Origin of the sequence: Fodinibius salipaludis (genome assembly GCF_002287075.1) — a bacterium.
Taxonomy (GTDB): domain Bacteria; phylum Bacteroidota; class Rhodothermia; order Balneolales; family Balneolaceae; genus Fodinibius; species Fodinibius salipaludis.
The window spans coordinates 324,691-345,708 of sequence record NZ_NSKE01000001.1 but is presented as its reverse complement, the minus strand read 5'-3'; the positions used below and the strand labels follow the sequence as shown (position 1 = coordinate 345,708).

General features: G+C 42.5%; 20 protein-coding genes. 10 read left to right on the top strand and 10 right to left on the bottom strand.

The genetic code is table 11. The features are described from left to right. The first annotated feature begins 63 nt into the window (after window positions 1-63). The 3 genes from CK503_RS01415 to dnaJ all read left to right on the top strand — a co-directional run bounded on the left by CK503_RS01415 (window position 64) and on the right by dnaJ (window position 2,427). Window positions 64-456 (top strand): VOC family protein, encoded by a 393-nt coding sequence (locus tag CK503_RS01415; RefSeq protein WP_095604992.1) that lies wholly within the window; start codon window positions 64-66, stop codon window positions 454-456. A gap of 183 nt (window positions 457-639) precedes the next feature. Further along, window positions 640-1,242, top strand: coding sequence for a nucleotide exchange factor GrpE (locus CK503_RS01410; RefSeq protein WP_095604991.1), 603 nt, complete (start codon window positions 640-642; stop codon window positions 1,240-1,242). Window positions 1,243-1,269: 27 nt separating this feature from the next. After that, complete coding sequence (gene dnaJ / locus CK503_RS01405) at window positions 1,270-2,427, top strand: molecular chaperone DnaJ (protein ID WP_095604990.1); 1,158 nt, start codon at window positions 1,270-1,272, stop codon at window positions 2,425-2,427. A 100-nt stretch (window positions 2,428-2,527) separates the two neighbouring features. Here dnaJ and CK503_RS01400 read toward each other — a convergent pair whose 3' ends face one another. From CK503_RS01400 to CK503_RS01370, 7 genes are all read right to left on the bottom strand, one after another. Next, on the bottom strand, window positions 2,528-3,415 hold the full coding sequence (locus CK503_RS01400; protein ID WP_095604989.1) for an ATP-grasp domain-containing protein: 888 nt from the start codon (window positions 3,413-3,415) through the stop codon (window positions 2,528-2,530). 72 nt (window positions 3,416-3,487) lie between these two features. After that, window positions 3,488-4,102, bottom strand: coding sequence for a class I SAM-dependent methyltransferase (locus tag CK503_RS01395; RefSeq protein ID WP_141239851.1), 615 nt, complete (start codon window positions 4,100-4,102; stop codon window positions 3,488-3,490). A gap of 8 nt (window positions 4,103-4,110) precedes the next feature. Beyond that, the gene (locus CK503_RS01390) at window positions 4,111-6,207 is read right to left on the bottom strand and encodes a heavy metal translocating P-type ATPase (protein ID WP_095605176.1); all 2,097 of its coding nucleotides are present in this window, start codon (window positions 6,205-6,207) and stop codon (window positions 4,111-4,113) included. 11 nt (window positions 6,208-6,218) lie between these two features. Next, on the bottom strand, window positions 6,219-6,566 hold the full coding sequence (locus tag CK503_RS01385) for an ArsR/SmtB family transcription factor (protein ID WP_095604987.1): 348 nt from the start codon (window positions 6,564-6,566) through the stop codon (window positions 6,219-6,221). 146 nt (window positions 6,567-6,712) lie between these two features. Then, on the bottom strand, window positions 6,713-6,976 hold the full coding sequence (gene rbp / locus CK503_RS01380) for an RNA-binding regulator (RefSeq protein ID WP_095604986.1): 264 nt from the start codon (window positions 6,974-6,976) through the stop codon (window positions 6,713-6,715). A 170-nt stretch (window positions 6,977-7,146) separates the two neighbouring features. Continuing rightward, entirely contained in the window at window positions 7,147-7,635 is a 489-nt protein-coding gene (locus CK503_RS01375; protein ID WP_095604985.1) for a GNAT family N-acetyltransferase, read from the bottom strand. A 22-nt stretch (window positions 7,636-7,657) separates the two neighbouring features. Further along, window positions 7,658-8,167, bottom strand: a complete 510-nt coding sequence (locus CK503_RS01370; RefSeq protein ID WP_095604984.1) for a Fur family transcriptional regulator — start codon at window positions 8,165-8,167, stop codon at window positions 7,658-7,660. A 191-nt stretch (window positions 8,168-8,358) separates the two neighbouring features. Between CK503_RS01370 and CK503_RS01365 the strand changes: the two genes are divergently transcribed. Together CK503_RS01365 and CK503_RS01360 are read left to right on the top strand one after the other, a co-directional pair. Continuing rightward, window positions 8,359-10,233, top strand: coding sequence for an AMP-dependent synthetase/ligase (locus CK503_RS01365; RefSeq protein WP_095604983.1), 1,875 nt, complete (start codon window positions 8,359-8,361; stop codon window positions 10,231-10,233). Between the two features lie 11 nt (window positions 10,234-10,244). After that, window positions 10,245-10,733 (top strand): DUF2269 family protein, encoded by a 489-nt coding sequence (locus tag CK503_RS01360; RefSeq protein WP_095604982.1) that lies wholly within the window; start codon window positions 10,245-10,247, stop codon window positions 10,731-10,733. Between the two features lie 5 nt (window positions 10,734-10,738). Here CK503_RS01360 and CK503_RS01355 read toward each other — a convergent pair whose 3' ends face one another. Both CK503_RS01355 and CK503_RS01350 read right to left on the bottom strand, forming a co-directional pair. Then, window positions 10,739-11,296, bottom strand: a complete 558-nt coding sequence (locus CK503_RS01355) for an LOG family protein (RefSeq protein WP_095604981.1) — start codon at window positions 11,294-11,296, stop codon at window positions 10,739-10,741. Next, window positions 11,293-12,456 (bottom strand): cysteine desulfurase family protein, encoded by a 1,164-nt coding sequence (locus CK503_RS01350; protein WP_095605175.1) that lies wholly within the window; start codon window positions 12,454-12,456, stop codon window positions 11,293-11,295. The genes CK503_RS01355 and CK503_RS01350 overlap by 4 nt, the downstream gene beginning before the upstream one ends. Before the next feature lie 157 nt (window positions 12,457-12,613). Between CK503_RS01350 and CK503_RS01345 the strand changes: the two genes are divergently transcribed. The 3 genes from CK503_RS01345 to CK503_RS01335 all read left to right on the top strand — a co-directional run bounded on the left by CK503_RS01345 (window position 12,614) and on the right by CK503_RS01335 (window position 17,134). Next, window positions 12,614-14,062, top strand: coding sequence for a hypothetical protein (locus tag CK503_RS01345; protein WP_095604980.1), 1,449 nt, complete (start codon window positions 12,614-12,616; stop codon window positions 14,060-14,062). Window positions 14,063-14,110: 48 nt separating this feature from the next. Further along, the gene (locus CK503_RS01340; RefSeq protein ID WP_095604979.1) at window positions 14,111-15,304 is read left to right on the top strand and encodes a phosphoglycerate kinase; all 1,194 of its coding nucleotides are present in this window, start codon (window positions 14,111-14,113) and stop codon (window positions 15,302-15,304) included. 144 nt (window positions 15,305-15,448) lie between these two features. Beyond that, complete coding sequence (locus tag CK503_RS01335; RefSeq protein WP_095604978.1) at window positions 15,449-17,134, top strand: acyl-CoA dehydrogenase family protein; 1,686 nt, start codon at window positions 15,449-15,451, stop codon at window positions 17,132-17,134. Here CK503_RS01335 and CK503_RS01330 read toward each other — a convergent pair. After that, window positions 17,131-18,882: a DUF2207 domain-containing protein gene (locus CK503_RS01330; RefSeq protein ID WP_095604977.1), complete on the bottom strand. Its 1,752-nt coding sequence runs from the start codon at window positions 18,880-18,882 to the stop codon at window positions 17,131-17,133. The two genes, CK503_RS01335 and CK503_RS01330, sit on opposite strands and share 4 nt — an antisense overlap. A gap of 196 nt (window positions 18,883-19,078) precedes the next feature. Here CK503_RS01330 and CK503_RS01325 point away from each other — a divergent pair, with 196 nt between their 5' ends. Then, a complete protein-coding gene (locus CK503_RS01325) occupies window positions 19,079-19,519 on the top strand; it encodes a single-stranded DNA-binding protein (RefSeq protein WP_095604976.1) in 441 nt (146 codons plus the stop codon). Window positions 19,520-19,645: 126 nt separating this feature from the next. Continuing rightward, window positions 19,646-21,016 carry a hemolysin family protein gene (locus CK503_RS01320; RefSeq protein ID WP_095604975.1) on the top strand — a complete coding sequence of 457 codons (1,371 nt, stop codon included), beginning with the start codon at window positions 19,646-19,648 and terminating at the stop codon, window positions 21,014-21,016. Window positions 21,017-21,018: the final 2 nt, after the last annotated feature.

Genomic DNA, 21,018 nt, shown 5'->3' with positions numbered 1-21,018 from the left:
TGGAGATTTTTGTGTTATCAACACTTTCAGAATTTATTAAATAAATAGATAAACAAAATTATTATGGCAGATTTTAGTCCATCAGGTATTAATCACATTACGATTCGAGTAAACGATATTGAGCGAGCGGAAGAGTTTTACGGGGATGTTTTGGGATTTGAACTGGTTCGTAAAATGGGGAAAAGCATGGCCGTATATCGGGTTGGTGAAGAGGATACGCTGGTATTGGTTGAGGCGGAAACAAGCTATGATCCTGAGTCACGGGATTACCGGGTAGATCATTTCGGATTTTACCTGGATTCCGAGGAAGAAGTTGACGAGATGGCAGACTATTTTCGTAAAAAGGAAGTTTCTATTTTGAGTGGGCCGGCGAATCGCAAGCGGGGACGATTTGTGTTTATATCTGATCCCGACGGAAATATGCTGGAGTTTTTCTATGAGGAAGATGATGAATAATTTTAGTATTGGTGCGTTAGATACTGATACAAAAAGCTGACACTCTGAATCTTTGCTTTTATTCAGGAACAGAACTTCCGTAACTTTGTCAGCAGATATAGAGGCACAGGGTAATGGCATGTTATTTGCATTCTTGCACCCTAAAGAATCAAAAATAGAATTTAATTGTCAATTTAGTTTCACATGAGCGAATCCAACGAAAAGGTAACTGAAGAACAAGCAGCCGAAAAAGAGCAGCAGTCGGCTGAAGAACAAAACGAAGCTGAGGAGCTTTATTCCCAATACGAAGATTTTGAAACGGATGAGCTTCGTGAATTGCTTGTTTCGCGTGATCAGGAAGTACAGAAATTAGAAGAGGAACTTGCCGAAGCAAAAGATAATCACTTGCGAAAAGCTGCTGAGCTGGAGAATTATCGCAAGCGGGTACAGCGGGAGCGTTCCCAGGTGTATGAGACGGCTAAAGCCAATGCATTGGAGGATTTTCTGGAGATCAACGACGATCTGCAGCGCACGCTGAAGGCGGCTGAAGAACTCGAGGTGAATGATACCCTGATGGATGGTGTAAACCTTGTAGCCAGTAAATTTAAAGAAGTACTCAGCAAATACGGTGTAGAACGCATTGATGAGGAGGGCGTTCCGTTTAATGTAGATCTACACGATGCCATGATGCGCCAGAAACCCGAAGATGACAGCATTGGAAGTGATGTTGTTCTCAATGTTGTGGAGAGCGGTTACCGCATGGGCGATCGTACCATCCGTCACGCAAAAGTAATTGTAAGCGAATAAAATTTATAAGGTTAGTTAGTTCAATACATGTCTAAACCAGATTATTACGACGTACTCGGCGTAAGTAAAGATGCATCTGAAGATGAAATTAAAAAAGCTTACCGAAAGAAAGCGATGAAGTTTCATCCGGATCGTAATTCTGATGATCCGGAAGCGGAGCGGAAGTTCAAGGAAGCTTCGGAAGCTTATGAAGTATTGGGAGATGAGCAGAAACGTCAGCGATATGATCAATTTGGCCATCGTGGTGTAAATGGCGGTGGTGGATTTGGCGGCGGTGCTGCCGGATTCGAGGATATCGGATTTGATGATATTTTTAGTCGTTTCAGTGATATATTCGGTGGTGATTTTGCCGGTGGACGAAGCCGCTCACGTGGTCGTCGCTCTTCGGGACAACCCGGTTCGGACATGAAACTCCGAATTGAGCTTTCACTTGAGGAGATAGCTTTTGGCACCGAGAAAAAGCTTAAAGTTAAAAAGCAGATCAAATGCGACGAATGTAACGGTACCGGTGCGGAATCGGAAGAAGATTTCGAAATGTGCGGTACCTGCAATGGTACCGGTGAAGTGAGACAGGTTCGCAAAACGATGCTTGGCCAGATGGTAAATGTACAGCCGTGCCCAGAGTGTCGTGGCGAAGGTCGTATCATCCGCAATAAATGCTCAAAATGTAGTGGAGAAGGACGCTATCGGGGTGAAGAGACGGTTAAAGTAAATGTTCCTTCAGGTGTATCAGAAGGTAACTATATAACCCTGCGTGGAAAAGGGAATGCCGGTAAGCGCGGCGGTGATGCGGGTTCGTTGGTTGTGCTGATAGAAGAGAAAGAGCACGAGCATTTCGAGCGCGATGGTAACGATATTTATTACGATCTTGTGCTTAGCATGCCCGATGCTATTTTGGGTACCGAAGTGGAAGTGCCCACTCTCAAAGGAAAAGCTAAAATAAAAATAGAAGAGGGCACACAGCCCGGCAGACTGCTTCGGATGAAGGACAAAGGTATTCATGGGTTAAACCGTTCGGGTATCGGTGACCAATTTGTGCGGGTGAATGTGTATATGCCTAAAGATCTATCCGATGAGGAACGTGAACATGTGGAGGCTCTGAGAGGTAATGAGCATTTTAGTGCTACAAATAAAGAAGATGATGGAAAAGGATTCTTCTCTAAAATAAAAGATGTGTTTACGTAGTGTCTTTAGTGATGAGTAGTTAGTATTGAGTTGAAAACTACTAAGACACCAACTAAATATTTTATTTGGTCACACTGCTCTGCAGTGTGACCTTTTTATTTTAATCCTGGATCGAGAGCTTTTTCTCCATCCACTCGTCAAATACTTTTGCAAATCTTTTTGGAGATTCCGGATCCATGTTGAAATATAGTGAGGGTTCGATGAGCTCCAGCTCCATCAGCGCGAAGGTATTCTCGGCCGTACGGACGTAGTCGGCACGGGTATATAACGGTTCAGGATCAATCAGATCCCGCATGGCTCGGGCCGTTTTTAGGAGATCTTCTTCAGGTTCAACCAGCGTTAACCTTCCGCCGTGTTCTTCCTGTACGCGAAAATCATTGGTTTTAGGTGTTTTTAGGATGGTATGACTGTAGATGTCTCCAAAAAAGAAGACCGAAAATTCGCCTTCTGCTGTTATATTATCCATGAAGGGCTGTACCAAAAAGGGCCGGTTTTTGAACACGGATTTAAGATCATTAACAAAAATACCATAGTTTGATTTGTGAATACGGAACGTATTATCAGCTCCGGCACTAATGGTTGGCTTGATAACAATCTCTGCTGATTTTAAATCAGTAAAAATGGAGGGGAATAGATCCGAATTAAATTTTTGATACCACAGGCTGGGGACGATTTCAAGGCCCCGTGATTCCAGATCCCGAAGGTAGGTTTTGTCAATATTCCATTTAACAATTTCGAGGCTGTTTTCGAGTACTGCCTCAGATTGTTCAATTTCTTCCAGTACCTTTAAAAAAGTCTGTGGGTCGTCTTGATAATCCCACGGACTTCGAATAATGACGGCATCATAGCTATCCCAGTCTATGTTTTCATTACGCCACGAAACCTCTTCAGCTTGCCATCCTAATTCTTTGAGTGGTTTAAAAAGCAGATGATCATACACTTCAAAATCATCGAGATTGTCCATTGAAAGAAAGGCGCAATACTTCATTATGCCATTAAATATTTGGAATTTAGTTCGCGCTAAAGATAGGATTCGAATGTAACAGCAACAAGTTGATATCTACTTAATTCCTTCCAGAAGCAGAAGTTTCCAGTATCGCCAGTTCCAGCTGTGCGATATTTTGATATTAAATTTTTGAGCGCTCATCATTTGTTTTAACTCCCCCAGGGAACAAGTATTTATATATTCTGAATTAGTCCAACGTATAAGCTGATTAAAAATCTGGAAGAAACCTTCTCGATTCCAATCCAGGATATAAAGTTTTCCGCCCGGCTTTAGGATATTATAAAACTGACCTAAAACCTGCTGCTGATTTTTATAAAAGTGAAAAGAATTCAGGCAGATAATTTTGGTGAAATAATTTGGCGGGTAGGAGAGGTGTTGAACTTTGTGATTGGCAAAGCTAATTGAGGGATTGCTGGATAGTCGTTGCCGGGCAATTGTGAGCATTTCATCAGAAGGATCATTAACGACCAAATGGTCAAAAGAAGACTTTCGGTCTATAAGTTTTTTAGCAAGTAATCCCGTGCCAGCGCTGGGATCTAAAATGACATCTGATGGATCAACTTCGATATATTTGAGCAGCCTTTGGTGGGTGTGGTCGAGATATGCCCCCCATTTTTGCTCATACATTTTTGCTTTTCGGTTATAGCGGTGGATCGTTGAGTCAGACAAAACAAATATTATTTTGTTAGCAGGCGTGAGGAATTAAGCAATATCCCTACATCAGGCAGAGATTGTGCCGCGGCAGCCAGAACAGGGGGAAGGATTCCAAAGGCCGCCAGTGACAGTCCCACCAGGTTATAAGCCGTTGTAAACCCGAAATTCCATTTGATAACACGCATGGTTTTATCTGCCGAAGCAAAAAGATCGGGCACGAGATACCAATCGTCGCGCATCAGGGTGATATCAGCTGTTTCGATAGCAACATCGGTACCGGTTGTTCCCATTGCGATACCAACATCGGCTTGAGCAAGAGCAGGAGCGTCATTGATGCCGTCGCCAATCATGACTACTGTGTGACCTTCTGACTGATATTTTTTGACGATATCAATTTTATCTTCGGGCAACAGTTCACCCCTGAAATCGATATTTAATTTCTTTGCCAAATGGCGGGCAGTTTCGATATTATCTCCCGTCAAAAGTTCAACGGTATCAAACGAATGTTGTTCACGGAGATTTTCAAGAGCTGCTCCAGCTTCGGATCGTTCAGTATCCCGGGCTGCTAACACACCAACAGGCAGACCGTTTTTCTGTACAATAATAGCTGTTTTACCTTCTTTTTTGAGGGTATCAACCGCCGATTTAATTTCCTGGGTTTCATCGTCGAGCAGACGCTGGTTCCCGACGGTAATGGTGTGCCCATCCACTGAGGCGCGAACTCCGTTTGCAGTGATTTCTTTAAAGTTATCCGGTTTTGAGAGAGTCAGGTAACGTTTTTGAGCTGCTTCAACCACTGCTTTACCGATGGGATGGTCAGAATACTGTTCGGCACTTGCAGCCATGGCAAGAAGATCACCTTCGGTAGTTCCGTTGAACGGTATGATATCCGAAATTTCCGGTCGACCGAATGTTAGCGTCCCCGTCTTATCAATCAACAACACATCGGCGCGATCCAGTGCTTCAATATATTTACCGCCCTTGATAAGTACTCCACGTTTGGCGTTGGATCCTACAGAAGCGAGCAGGGCTACCGGGGTTGCGAGAGCAAAGGCACAGGCACACGCCACTACCATCACGGCCACGGTTGCCATGAGGTCACCGGACAGTAGATAGGTAAGTACTGCAATGAACGTTACTACCGGCAGATACCACGCCGAGAATTTATCGGCATAGCGCTGTATCGCTCCCTTTTGAGATTCAGCTTCTTCGACCATGCTTATGATTTTCCCGAAGGTGGAATCCCGACCAATAGCTTCTGCGCGTAACGTTAGAAATCCTCCTTGTGCAATGGTAGATGCAAAAACATTGGATCCTTCTGTCTTTTCAACCGGCATTGATTCACCGGTAATAGGTGATTCATCAATGGTAGCCTGTCCGTCGATTACAGTACCATCGACGGGGATTTTACCGCCGGGGCGGACAAGGATTTTATCACCCTGTTTTACTTGGTCAATGGGAATTTCTTGCTCAGTATCGTCCCGTAATACAGTAGCGGTCTGCGGTGCGTGTTTTGTCAATGAGCGAAGAGAATCCCGAGCCTTTTCGGTGGTGTAACTTTCGATGTAATCGCCGGTTCGCATAAAAAATACGACGATACCGGCCGTTACCCATTCTCCCGCGGCCAGTGCTGTAATTGATCCCAGAGCCATGAGAGCGTGTGGAGTAACCAGTCCCTTTTTAGCAGCTACGATAACCTGTTTAAAAACGGGATATCCCATAAAAAGTACGAGAAGGGCTCCCAACCAGAAGGGAATCCACTGGGTAAGCGTTTGAAAGAGTCCGAGCCATTCTCCTGCAATGACGATGAGCAATATGGCCCCAAACACAAGTCCGAATAATCGAAAGGATTTTTGAGCTTTTTCTTTCAGTGATTCGTTTTCCTCTCGATATTGATCTGATGTGTTATCAGGAATATGATAGCCAATATCCTCAACGGCTTTTTTGATACTATCGAGATCAGGCTGGTCAGTTTTGGTATTAATTCGGGCTTTTTCGGCTGATAGCAGAACCTCGGCAGATTCTACTTCCTCAAGTTGTTCGAGTGCAGTTTTTACATTGTTGGCACAGCCCGAGCAATCCATGCCTTTAACCGTGAGTTGAACTTCTTTCTTATTCATTATTTGCTGATTCATTTTTTTGATTCGTATCGCGTACAATCGTAGACCCCTTTAGCAACTTCTGAGAGAAGCTGTTCAGACTTCTGTAGGATCATTGTTATGCGCGTATCACTTAGTCTATAATAGATATAACGCCCGTCTCGTTCTTTTTTAACCAGATCGCAATCAGCGAGACACCGCAGGTGATTCGAAACATTTGGTTGAGAAAGTCCGGTAATTTCAACTAATTCTCCTACACTTCTCTTCCCGTTGCGAAGTACTTCAATGAGCATTAGTCGCGAGGGGTCAGCAAATCCACGAAATAACTTTGCTTTTATTTGAATGGCTTGTTCATCGATCAATAATTGTTCGGTATCCATAGTCTATTAATATATCATTATACAATGATATAAAATACAAGGTTTTAAGGCCAATTGGAACTTTATTGTCGATAGTGAAATGTCTATTAAACAAAAAAAGCCTCAGAAAGGATTCTGAGGCTTTTTAATAAATCAAAAAGTAAATTTTACCGTCGGCTGCCGGCTGTTTCTTTGGGACGGGCCTTATTTATTTTAACAGTTCGGCCCTTGATTTCGGCGCCATCAAGTTTATCAATAGCGGCTTGGGCTTCTTGGTCATTTTGCATTTCTACAAAACCGAATCCTTTTGATCGGCCGGTTTCACGATCTTTGATAACCTTGGCTGAAATTACATCACCAAGCTCTTCGAAAATTTCTTCCAGTTCCCGATCTGAAACCTTATAAGAAAGGTTTCCTACGTAAATATTCATTCGTCTAATATCAGTTTAATTATAGGTTATTGCGGGACTCGTGATACATCCCACAATTAGGATATTACGACGTTTTCAAATAGAAAAGAAATTAACTTTTTGGTATGAAAAGCGGATTAACTTATTCGGTTTTTCCCATTAGTTATACTGATAAAAAAAGAGGTTAGTCCTTACAACTTTTTGTACATATAAAGATGATCCCGAAACTCACCGTCAAAATTAAGTCCGTCGGGAATACGTCCCGCTTCACTGAATCCAAACTTCTCGAGAAGGGCAATACTTGGTTTATTATCACTGACTAAAATAGCAACAGCAATACGATAGCCATATTCCCGGCAAAATTGCAGACTGTGTTCCATTAATGCCGAAGCAATACCCTGGTTGTGATGGTTGTAGTCAATATAGTAGCTTACTTCAACTACGTCGGCAAGAGCTTGACGATTTTTGCTATAGGAAGAAATTGAAAGCCAACCGAGTACGGTCTCATCATCCAAATAGACAAAAACGGGGTAGGTACTGGGAGAATGGTCAGCAAACCACTGTTTACGCTCATCCGGAGAAACCGGATTGGTATGAGCCGTTCTAAAACTATCCGCTACCGCTTGGTTATAGATGTTATTAATGGCTGGAAGATGGTGAGAACGGGCGGGGATAATCATCAGCCAAACCCTAATAGTTATATTATGACTTCACTTTCGATTTTTTGGTGCCGGATTGTTCTTTCTGACGCTTTTCGCAGGCTTCCTTATCTTGACAAGTGCCAAAAAAGTGGAGGGAGTGGCCTGAGATATCGAACTTGTGAATTTTCTCCATCATCGTTTTGATCTCTTGAATACGCGGATCACAGAACTCTAAAACCTTACCGCATTTTTTACAGATGATGTGATCGTGTTGTTGGTAGGCGTAGGCACGCTCGTAATAATATTGGTTTTCTCCGAATTGCTGGCGTTGTACCAATCCACATTCCACCAAAAGATCGAGTGTGTTATACACCGTTGCCCTGGATACGCGAGTGCCGCCTTCTTTCATATTGAAAAAGATATCATCGGCATCAAAATGTCCGTCGGCACGGTAAATTTCTTCCAAAACCATGAACCGCTCCGGGGTTTGCCGTTGGTTGTGCTCCTTTAGGTATGAGCTGAAAATCTCTTTAACTAAATCAATTGTTTCTTCACTTGCCGGATGAGCCATAAAAAGAGGGTCAAATTTTTCTTTTAATATAAGGAATTGGACTTCCTAAAAAAATTCAATCGTAATGTCTGAAACGAATGGGGAAAACCCGGAATGTTGACCTGTACTGAATTTTCAATTCAGAATGTTATATTCGAGCATATACAAATAGTTTGTGATCAGGGTTTTTAACAGTAACTAATTTTAGTTTTATGCCTACAGTTGTAGCTTTTGAAACGTTGACTGAGCTGTTCCTTAATTTATCCAAAAAATATAAGGGAACTGAAAAGACGGCTTTTGCACGAAAGCCGCAAACGGATGAGCCTTATGAAACGATCACATGGGATCAAGTTCATGAAGATACACATACGCTGGCTGCCTATATGGTTACCCATGGTATTGAAGCCGGTGACCGAGTAGCTATCCTTAGCGAAAACCGCTACGAGTGGGCTGTTGTTGATTTGGCTTTACAACTAATTGGGGCTGTTAATGTATCCATTTATACCTCATTGCCACCCAAACAGTGTGAATATATTTTGAAAGATTCGGGGGCAAAAATGTTTTTTGTCTCCACGGGTATTCAACTTAAGAAGGCGCGCGAAGTGTTTGATAATTGTGAGGATTTGAATCGGGTGATTGCATTCGATGAACCCAACATCTCGAGCTATTTGGATGATGAGTATGTATCACTTTTTGATAAGGCAATGGCTGAGGGAATGAAAGAGTTGCCCAAACAGAAAGATGAAATTGCTCGTCGCAGTAAGACAATCGAGCCGGAGGATTTGGCAACACTGATTTACACTTCGGGAACAACCGGCAAGCCAAAGGGAGTTATGTTGACTCATCGAAATATCGTCAGTAATATTAAGGCTGCCCATCAACAGATTGAAATTATGGATGATGATCGTTGCCTTTCCTTTTTGCCGCTTTGTCACTCTTTTGAGCGTACGGCGGGTTATTATGCGATGATGGCCGGCGGTGCAGAAATTTATTATGCTGAAAGTGTGGATACGGTGGCAAAAAATATGACAGAAGCCCATCCCACTATTATTATGAGTGTTCCGAGACTGTTTGAAAAGATCTATAATCTTGTTTCCAAAAGCGTGGAAGAGGGGAGTGCTGTTAAGCAGAAAATTTTCAATTGGGCCCAGAAAGTAGGTCGTAAGTATGCTGACGGGGAACGTGGAATCGTTTCGATGCAGAAAAAACTGGCTGATAAGCTGGTATTTGACAAACTGAAAGAACGAACCGGTGGACGTATTCGATTTTTTGTTTCGGGGGGAGCCGCATTGCCGGCAGAGATTGGCCATTTCTTTATGGGAGCAGGGCTCCATATCATTGAGGGCTATGGATTAACAGAAACATCACCCGTTATGTGTTGTAATACCTACGGCGATGAGCAGATGGGTACGGTTGGTAAGGTGTTGCCAGGTGTAACCGTTGCTATTCAGCGATTAGAGGATAGTAAAATTATTGCTGAGATCAGTGGTGAAGATTATCCGACGGATCATGATTCTGAGCAGGGAGAAATTTTGTGCAAAGGTCCCAATGTGATGGAGGGATACTGGAAAAATAAAGAAGCAACTCGTGAAATGATCGATGATGACGGTTATCTGCATACCGGAGATGTGGGTAAATTTGTGGATGGGAAGCTGCAGATCACCGACCGTATTAAGCACATGATTTTAAACGCCGGTGGTAAAAATATTTATCCCGGCCCCATTGAAGACCTGTTTAAAACCAGTAAATGGATTGATCAACTGGTTGTTGTCGGGGAACGCCAGCCCTATATGGCTGCCTTGATAGTACCGGATTTTGAGGCGCTTGAAGCTCATGCTGAGGAGGAGGGCATTGAATATGGTTCTATCGAGGATCTGATCCAAAAAGATGAGATTCAGAAAATTTATAATAACGAGGTGCGAAGCTACTCTAAAGACTTGGCCTCCCATGAAAAGATCAGAGATTTCCGCATTGTGTCTAATGAATTTACGGTTGAGTCGGGTGAGTTAACCCCTACGTTAAAAATTAAGCGCCGTATAGTTGAGGATAAATACGGTCATCTTATTGATGACATTTTTTCAAATTAAGCTGGATTTGGATGTTGTATGAACTCTCTCGGTGGATTCACATTCTTTCAAATTTAATATGGTTGTGTGCATTTGTCGGAAGCTTGCTGTACGGTATTAGAATTTATCGGACAAAAAAATCATCTTCTACAGATAACTTAATACAGACCGAGCGGTTATTGGCAAAGTGGGGGACTATAGTTGGCGCCGGAGGAATAATTGTTTCTGGCTGGGCATTATCGAGTATTGCACAAGGTCCGCAGTGGGGATGGTTCGATATTCAGCTCTATCCCTGGCTGGCATTGAAACAACTGCTTTTTGTAATCATTCTTGTGTTTATTGTTATAGACCTTAACAGGAGTAAAGAACTTAACAAACGATTACAAGCAGGTGACTTTGTAGGAAAACAATCGGTAGAAAAGTGGAGTGCGGCTTACCGTTATACTGTTGCTGTATACATTCTTGTTGTTATCAGTACGTTGCTGGGATGGTATAAACCGGGACTAACAACCTTTGGCTAATCCTATCAATTAGAGTCGTAAAACGGTAAGTGATTTAAGCATTCTTCGATAGTATTTCCGGTTTTTAGCAGTGTTCTATTATCCTTAGTGATAAATTTGTTTTTGACTGCTTCATCGATAAACTCGATCAGTTTATCGTAGTACCCATCGATATTAAATATGATTACTGTTTTCTCGTGGATGCCCAGCTGCAGCCAGGTGATGGCTTCCATCAGCTCCTCGAACGTTCCGAATCCACCGGGCAGGGCAATAAACGCATCCGAAAGTTCGGCCATCATCGCTTTTCGTTCGTGCATGGTATCGGTGATATGCAGGGCGGTAAGATTTTTGTGGGCAACCTCCATATCATACAAATGCTGGGGGATGACGCCGTGAACCTGTCCGCCACGCGAAAGAGTAGCATTTGCGATCTCATTCATCAATCCCACTGAACCGCCGCCATACACCAACCCAATTTCGTTGGATGCAAGGGCGTGTCCCAATGCTTTGGTTTGAGGAATAAAGGAAGAGTTATTACCGGTTTTTGATCCGCAATAAACACAAACTCGATTTTTAAAACTCATGCTTTAACAGTTCCCATCATTCTTTCTACAACTTCTTTTAACTTATTTACAAAGTAATCGATTTCTTCTGCGGTATTTTGTTTGCCAAGGCTTACACGGAGGCTGGAGTTTGCTGTCTTCTCATCCAAGCCGATGCCTTCAAGCACGTGAGAAGGTTCCATAGCGCCTGAAGTACAGGCCGATCCGTTGGAACAGCAGATGCCTTCCACATCCAGATTCAGGAGCAGCATTTCTCCGTCAAGGCCATCCCCATTGGGATCTAAGAAAGAAATATTGATGATATGGGGGACTCCGTTTTCGGTATCGCCGTTAATTTGGTAGCGATCACCGAATGTTTTATCAAGTCCGTTAATAAGCCGTTTGCGGAGTTTGATAAAATGTTTACGATGGTCATCCATCTCTTTTTGAGTGAGTTCCATCGCTTTGGCTAATCCAATAATCCCGGGCACGTTCAGCGTACCCCCGCGTCGGCGTCGTTCTTGCGAACCCCCGTGCATCCAGGGAAGCCATGGGGTTGCATGACGCATATACATTACACCAATACCTTTTGGGCCGTATATTTTATGTCCACTGATACTCAGAAAATCGAGTCCGAGTTCATCCACATCCACCGGAATTTTACCCACGCTTTGAACAGTATCAGAATGGAAGGGTATGTTGTGCTTGCTGCAAACTTCGCTAATTTCCGCAAGCGGATTTATAGAACCGATTTCATTATTAACATGCATCAGCGAAACCATCGCTGTATTATCGTTGATTGCTTCTTCTACTTTTTCAGCAGTGATAATCCCTTTGGAGTTTGGTTCCAGGTATACCGGTTTAGCTCCATGACGTTTTAAAGCCTCTGCCGTATGCAGAACGGCATGGTGTTCAAGCGGGGAGGTAATGACTTCTGTTTTGCCCGTGGCATTCACAACACCCTTGATGACACAGTTGTCACTTTCCGTCCCGCCGCTGGTAAAGACAATTTCAGCCGGTTCGGCACCGATCATTTCGGCAATATTTTCCCTTGCTTCTTCAACTGCGACTTTGGCATTGTTACCTAATCCATGGGGAGAGTTTGCATTTCCATAATGTTCGGTAAAGTAAGGGATCATTGCTTCAAGCACACGCTCATCAACCGGTGTGGTAGCGGCGTGATCGAAATAGACGGTATCCATGTCTCCTGTTTTTAGCATTGAAATTTATTAGTCAAAGATATTTAATTTTGGGTAAAAAAACAGGGTTTGACTGTACTGATAGTTTGCAGTACCATAGAAACATTCGAACATCCTGTTTGTAGAATAATTGAGCAATATTAAATATCAGCTATCATCAATGGACAATCTGTTTTCTCCCCGACTATTAATTTTGAGTGTCTTAGTATTCATTTTTCAACTTTCTTCTGTTCATACAGCCAATGGTCAGGATTCTACTTCAACGGCAACACTATTGGGATGGGAGCAACGGACCCGAAATTTTATGTTGGATCGCTCTCATAATCATGGTGGTACTCATTTTAATCGGGGATTGTTTCGGGAGCATCTCAATGAAATGAGTCCCGAGCATAACCTGGATTTAATTACTTATCAATTTACATTATTTCAGGATTATGATTTTGAACAGGCTAAAAATGTATATCGGATGTCGACAGGTAGTTTAAATGCCACAGAATTTGCGATTGAAAATACTATTAAAAGTGATATTGCTATTAGTGATAAGAATCAGATTTCCATTGATGGATATCATGCAGAAAACATTCGCGCAAATCGTTTTTTATTTCATCTGGGTTATACTCGAAATCTTACTGGTAAACATTTTTTGGGGGTAAGCCATACCCTTAGCCAATATAAGGCTGATCTTGATGCCACATTTTTTTACAGATATGGAGATTTTGATGATGGAATGGTGCAAATTAGTGCAAGCATTTTGGATTGGGGCAGTAATGTTGTTCAGGATTTAGCTAAAGACGGTCGAAACTCCTGGAATGAACGGTACGATATTACTCACCAATATTCCAATAGGCCGGAACTGCTTTCAATGAAATATACCAGTTCCCAATATAATAGATTAAAAGTTGAATTATTGGGTGGTTTACAAACGTATACGCGTAAGAGAATAGAAGTGCATGCCGATACCAGTAATTATATTGATGAAGAGTGGGCCCATTATTTGGGAGCATTGGTTGAGTATGACCACCCTCTTTTTACAGTGGGGTTAACGTATCAGCGTACTTTTTCAAAATTAAAAAGAAATCCCACTTTGGATTCTAATTATAATTTTAACAATTGGCAGATAACAAATCAGTTAGGTTTATATGCTATGGGGCGGTTACAAGCCTTTCGGTTTGAACAATGGCTATGGTATGGATATGACAGAGATCGAATAAAGGGCAAAAAAGTCCCTAAAAAAATTATACGACATGGGGATCCGTTTGATTATTTGGAGGAGCCTATTAGTATAAAGAGTAGGATATTGTATGATCCCATCATTTCTGGATTTAAAACGGGGTTGGAATTTCACGCAGAATATAGTCGTCCCCAAGGACCTAAAGCTCAAAATGGTATACGAAGCTTTGATTTTAGACGAAACTACAGCATAGTAAGAGATTATAACGCTCGGGTTACGTACACAATTGGATACAGGTATAGCCAACATTTTTATTTCCTTGCCGGAATATCATACGACCTGGATGGGGATAAGCAGACGGGACGGGGAACATATAAAGTAATTGATGATACCACATGGTTCGATGGTGGGTTTGGACGGCTTTCAATAAGCTGGTAAATTCAGCTATGAAATCATTAGTTAATCAGCTAAAAATTACAGCTACTTATGGATAAGATGACGCTTGAGGATGTACAAATTGAAGGCAAGAAAGTATTAATGCGCGTGGATTTTAACGTGCCGATTAAAGATGGACAAATTGGTGATGACAATCGCATGGTACAGGCACTGCCGTCTATAAATTATGTTACGAAGCACGGTGGCAAACTCATTCTCATGAGTCACTTAGGACGTCCCGGTGGAGAGGTTGATAAGTCGCTGAGCCTCAAACCGGTAGCCAAGCACCTGCAGACGCTGGTTGATACAAAAGTCCATTTTGCAGAGGACTGTATCGGAGAGAAGGCAAAAACAGTGATCAATCAGGCCAAAGACGGTGAAATTGTACTGCTGGAAAACGTTCGCTTTCATAAGGGGGAAAAAGCTAATGACGAAGAGTTCTGCAAGCAGTTGGCCAAACATGGCGACCTGTTTTGTAACGATGCATTTGGAAGTAGTCACCGTGCGCATTCTTCTGTAGCAGGGGTTACGCGTTTCCTTCAGCCGGCGGTATCGGGATACTTGTTGGAAAAAGAGATTAAGTATTTGAATGACTCTATAAACAATCCCAGTCGACCGTTTGTAGCGATATTGGGTGGAGCCAAAGTATCTGATAAGATTGGAGTAATTGAAAACCTGCTTGATAAGGTAGACAGCATTCTCGTTGGCGGGGGTATGACCTACACGTTTTATAAAGCTAAAGGACTGCCCATTGGTGATTCGCTGGTTGAAGATGATAAAGTTGATTTAGCCAAAGAATTAATGATGAAAGCCGATGAAAAAGGTGTCAATGTTGTATTACCTGTGGATTCGGTTGCTGCCAAAGAGTTTAAAAATGATGCCGAGCACAAAGTTGTTGACGAGGATGGTATTGAAGATGGTTGGATGGGCGTAGATATCGGTCCGCAGACCGCTATTTCGTTCGGGAACATCATCAAAAATGCAAGGACTGTGGTATGGAACGGGCCCATGGGGGTTTTTGAGATGGAAAATTTTGCCGACGGTACCAATGCTGTTGCAGAAGCTCTGGCTGAATCAACAAAACTCGGTGGAACGACGATTATTGGCGGTGGTGATTCGGCATCAGCTATTAAACAGGCCGGACTTGAAGAAGCCGTTTCCCACGTTTCGACCGGTGGTGGAGCCAGTCTGATGTTCCTTGAAGGCAAAGATCTGCCCGGTGTGGTTGCACTGACGGATAAATAGAGATTAATTTTATGAAGATCCCCCGCACTTCTGAAGTGCCGGGGACTCTTTTAGTTTAATGTAAGGACGGGATAAAATCCCGTCCTTTTTTTATTTATACTTCTTTATTAATCAGTCCTAAAATTTCAAATAGAGAGATTTGTTATGTCACATCCTAAAAACCAAGTGCTTACCGATGATTACAACGTCAGCAAAAATTTTTATGAATCTGACCTTATTCTCCGTGAGTATGTTAATCGGTATCTTTCGGAGTACGCCAAAAAAATTCTGGATGAAAAATTAGATCAGTTGGGGAAAGTTGCGGCAACGCAGATGGATGAGCTCTCTCAAAAGGCAGATAAAAACGGGCCAGTGTTAGAAAAGCGCAACAAGTTCGGTGAAGATATTGATGAGATTGAGTTTCACCCTGCCTATTGGGAGCTAATGGATATCGCAGCCGAGTCAGAGATGTTTTATTTGAAATATCATCCTGACAGAAAGGGGGAATTCACAGGAAGTCGGCACCAAATGGGTTTTGCGCTGGGGCAACTGTATGCGATGAGCGAGTTGGGACAATACTGTCCGCATTGCATGACTGACGGTGCAGCCTACTTAATTGAACAGTTTGCGGATGAGAAAGATAAAAAACGGCTTTTGTCTCGGTTGACAGCTAAAGAGGGAGCGGAGCTTTATTCAGGTGCCATGTTTTTGACGGAGAAGTCCGGCGGATCGGATGTGGGGGCAAATTTGTGCATAGCTGATAAGGTAGAGGGAGATCGTTACCGATTAAATGGTGAAAAGTGGTTTTGTAGTAACGTCAATGCCGAGGTGATTATGGCATTGGCCAGAACAGGTCCGGTAGAAAAGGGCACAAGAGGATTGTCGCTATTTTTGGTAGAAAAAGTGTTATCCAATGGCGAGCGAAACCCCATGGAAATTATTCGCCTTAAAGATAAGCTGGGCGTACGCTCAATGGCTTCGGCAGAAGTTCGTTTTCAGGATACCGAGGGCAAACGATTGGGCGATGAGGGTGAAGGATTCAAAATCATGGCCCAGATGATTAATATTTCTCGAAATTATAATTCTGTGGCTGCTCTGGCTGGCAATCGTCGGGCAATAATTGAGGTATGGCAGTATCTGAATCACCGGAGAACTTTTGGAAAACGAGCCGTTGACCATGCATTGATCAGGGAGAAACTTCTGGAGCTGGGATCGAAATATTTGGCCGATTTTCTACTGGTTTGGCGCGGGTTGCGGGCGATGGATGCTGCTGAAAAAGGAGACGAAGAAGAGCAACACTTGCTGCGCATGATTACTCCCATGGCCAAGTGGTGGTCGGCCGAAAATGCTGTTTATAGTGTTCGTGAATGCATGGAGCTGATGGGGGGCAACGGTTATATAGAAGATTTTGTAATGCCCAAATTACTTCGGGACATCAATGTGCTGCCAATTTGGGAGGGATCCGGCAATATTATTGTATTGGATATGCTTCGCGCCACTGAAAAATCACGCGGACTGGATATTATTTTTGAGATGATTGAACAAGCAGCTGATAGATCATCGGATTACGGGGGAATTTTAGCAGAGAAACTGACCGAAATGAAATTAGTATGGAAGGACATTCGAGAACTGGATGATCGCGATCGAATGGAAGCCTCTGCCAAGCCGATGTTCAAACAGTTGATCAGACTCTTTCAGATGGCACTTCTTATTGAAGAGGCACAATCAGATGGCAGCAAGCGATATGCCATAGCCCTTAATTACTTGGCAGATACTTTTGACAGCACGCTAAGTACACATACCCCGCTGGATATTGAACAAATTGAAATGCTGATTGGCTGGGAGTATTAGCCTGCACTTGCTGAAGCGCCGCCGCCCGCAGCGCCGGCAGAAGCTCCTGCACCTCCGGCTGTGCCGGGAAAGGAGGTTGCACCCGTTGCCCCGAGGGTTGAGAAACTACTGGCAACACTTGCTACTGAGCTAGTATTTGAGCTGAAGGCAATCCAGGCAATAACTGGTACAGCATTGGCATTGGTAGCAATAATGCTCTCGAGCTCTTTTTCTCCCAGGCCGAAAGCAAGTCCATAGATAAAATGTTTGTCTAGTTTATCGGACGAGATACTGTGTTCCTTGGCATTTTTAAGTCCTTCTTTATAGTTGCTCCATTGATGATATACTTCTTCTCCTTCGGGAGTACGCCGAATAATCAGGAAAGAAAATATCAATGCAAAGGCGGAAACAAAGAGGGACATTAATCCAACCGGACCTGCATAAATGAGTGCGGGAATGCTTGCTATAACAAGTAACGATTGTACCGCGATATTCCAGTAGCAGCCGGTGTAGCTTTTTTCATCAACCCAATTTTGATCAAATGCATACTCTTTTAAATTTTTTCTCCATTTGGTAAACCATGAGGATACCTCAGAATTAGTTCCCCCAAAGATGTTGTGTAATTTCTGGTGACCATCTTTGAGGCGCTGCTCCACAAAGGTGATGATTTGGTTTTCCCATTCCTGTAAATTCTCATCCAATTGTTTCTCCGTTCGCTCGATAGAAAACGTCGGTTTATCATCTGCCAAAAACCCTTCTTCAGGCGGTTCTTCCTGTATTTTGAAATATCCTTCTCGTGCCAGATCAAGAACCGTAGCCATAAGCAAGTTACTGGTGATATTTTGTCCCTGCAGAAGCCAGCCAATAGCTGCCGGACGAATTTCACCCGGGGCCATAATTGTTTCTTTGGATGAAAAACGGGAGGTGGAGTGTCGTTTTCCATACTTACGGTAAAGGAAATAAAATCCTGCAATACTAAACAGAATGATCATATAGTTCAGTGTTTCCCAAAGATCGGAAAGATACTCCTGGCGTTTTATCTGTTGGTCACGTTTCTCTTGGTATGTTTGCTCTTCCTTTTGAGCCTGACTGAGTGAGAAATCCTCATCAGTAACAGAGATTGGCGACTTATTTAGAACTGCAGTGGGGAATATCGCTCTTACTTTTGCAAATTCGTCATCATCAATATTGGAAGCATTGATGGTAAACATTCCGGCTGACTTTTGTAGGTCAAATTGTCCTTTAGGACCTCTTGTCCAGCCGTAAAGTGAATCCCCTGAAACTGATTCGGGTAGCTGAATACTGATTTTTAGCTGGCTGGTGGATTTGTCTCGTTCATTCGATAAATAGTTCCAGAAAAATTGCGACCATTTGGGGCCGACGGTTAATGCTTCCTGCAAAGTGTACGAAACGGTAAACGTTCGTTTTTCATCCTCCGCAGAATAATACCACGTTAGCTTAATGGCCTCTTTATTTTCTGCCACGCTGAACGTCCCGGAAGATTCTGTATTTTCGTTGATATAGGACTTCCCGTTTTCCTGAATCTGGATATTGGTGAGAGCGGAAAAACCCTGTCGGGGAATTTCATATTCTGCCCAGGAAAAAGAACCATCAAAAACGTATGTTAAGTGTTCGGTAACGTGAACAGTACCATCTGCATCGATAGTGATTTCAACTCGAACATCAGGTATTTCATACGACTTTGCAGAAGTAGAAAGAAAACTACTACCGATTAGTATGATTGAGAGTATGAGTGTTCTAATCCACATGAGAAAGTTACGTTATAATGATATTCAAGTTTATTTGTGTATCATTTTGACTATTCAACAGGAGTTTAAAATTAGTTAAATTTTTTACCTATTTAACAATAGGTAAGGATAATGCCAAGATTTTTTCTGTAAGGATTTCCTCCGAAATATATCTTACCTTTAGAACGAAACGATAAAAAATAAATGAGGAAATATTATGAGTTCACTCAATAAAGCAATGATTATTGGCCGGTTGGGTCAAGATCCCGACGTACGTTATACGCAGTCTAATACAGCTGTTGCAAACTTATCAGTTGCGACATCCGAACGTTATAAGGATAAGCAGGGCGAATGGAAAGAGAACACCGAATGGCACCGCGTGGTGGCATGGGGGCGTTTGGCCGAAATTTGCCAGGAATATCTAAAGAAGGGATCACAAGTTTATATTGAAGGTCCTATCCAAACCCGTAAGTGGGAAGATAAAGAAGGCCAAACACGGTACTCTACTGAGATAAAAGCATTGACTATGACGATGCTTGACAGCAAAGGTGAAAGTAGTGGTGATGTACCTCCGAAGCCGGATAACTCTCAGCCGGTATCGAGCAATGTCGACTTAAATGAAGATTTTGACGATATTGACGACGACTTGCCATTTTAATGGTATCCGTTCCATTTTTAGCATACATTTAAAAGCGGTGAGGTAATCCCTTGCCGCTTTTACTTTTCTTGCACCGCATGAGTACAGTCAATAGCTTTAAGACAACCCAAAATTAAAAATAGGTAGTTGAAAGACCCGAGTAGTTTACTGTTTATTTTCGATTTTATTTCCCGGCAAGGGGAATCTGTTCTTATCGATTCTACAATAGATCCTGTAGCGTTGACGATACAGCTTATAATCATTGTTTTGGGACTTGTTTTTTCTGCTCTTTTTTCAGGCGCTGAGGTAGCCTTTTTTTCTGTTATTAATCAACAAGATCTGCTCATAGATCAGGATACAAAGGGTTCCAAAGATCGAATGATTGCAAAGATGTTAGCATATCCAAGGCGATTGCTGGCTACCATTCTAATTTGCAATACCTTTGCGAATATCGTGGCATCCGTACTGGCTGCCGTGGTAGCCGGTAATATTGTGGCCTCTTTTGGACTTTCAGAGGTTTTTATTTACACGCTGGAAGTGGTGGTCTTGACCTTTATGATTTTAATTCTCAGCGAAATTACGCCCAAAGTTATTGCCATTAATAATCCGCTGAAAAGTGCGCGACAGATAAGCTCTTTCATCTACGTATTATTTAAGCTGCTTACCCCACTTTCAAGTCTTATTGCCAATAGCACACTTAGTTTGGAAGAACGGCTCCCCAAACCCGACAGCAAGATGACCTCCGAAGATATTATGACGATGGCCGAGGTGAGTGAACAGGAGGGATCCATCAGAAGTGATGAGCGAGAGATTATTGAGAATGTGATTGAATTTGGCACTACCACAGTTCGTGAGATAATGACATCACGTGTTAATATCGTTGCCATTTCTACTGATGATTCTCTCAATGAAGTTTTACAGCTGATTCGAGAAAAGGGGCTATCGCGTATGCCGATATATGATGGCGATCTTGATAATATTTTGGGCGTAATACATTCTAAAGATGTACTGCCTTATATCAACTCTGATATCGAACGGACAACAATAAATTGGCGAACTATTGCCCGTAAAGCTCTTTTTGTGCCTTCTACTAAAAAAGTAGATGATCTACTTCGTGATTTTCAGCAAGAAAAAACACATATCGCTCTTGTAGTTGATGAATACGGCGGTACCGAGGGACTCATTACGCTGGATGATATTCTTGAAGAAATTGTCGGGGAAATATCTGATGAGTATGATGAGGTAGAAGAAAGTCTCTATACAAAATTTAAAAGCGGCGTATATATTTTTGATGCCAAGATTGACCTTGATGATATGGAGGATATCCTCCATACAGAGCTTACCGCTGAAGATGATGAATATGAAACACTTGGTGGACTCGTTTATCATCTCACAGAGCGTATACCCAATGTAGGGGAACGTGTCTACTATGAAGGGTTAGAGCTTACAATTCACTCAGTTAAAAATAACCGTGTAAAAAAACTTCGTGTCAAAGTTCAGGAACGCCCCAAATCATAAAA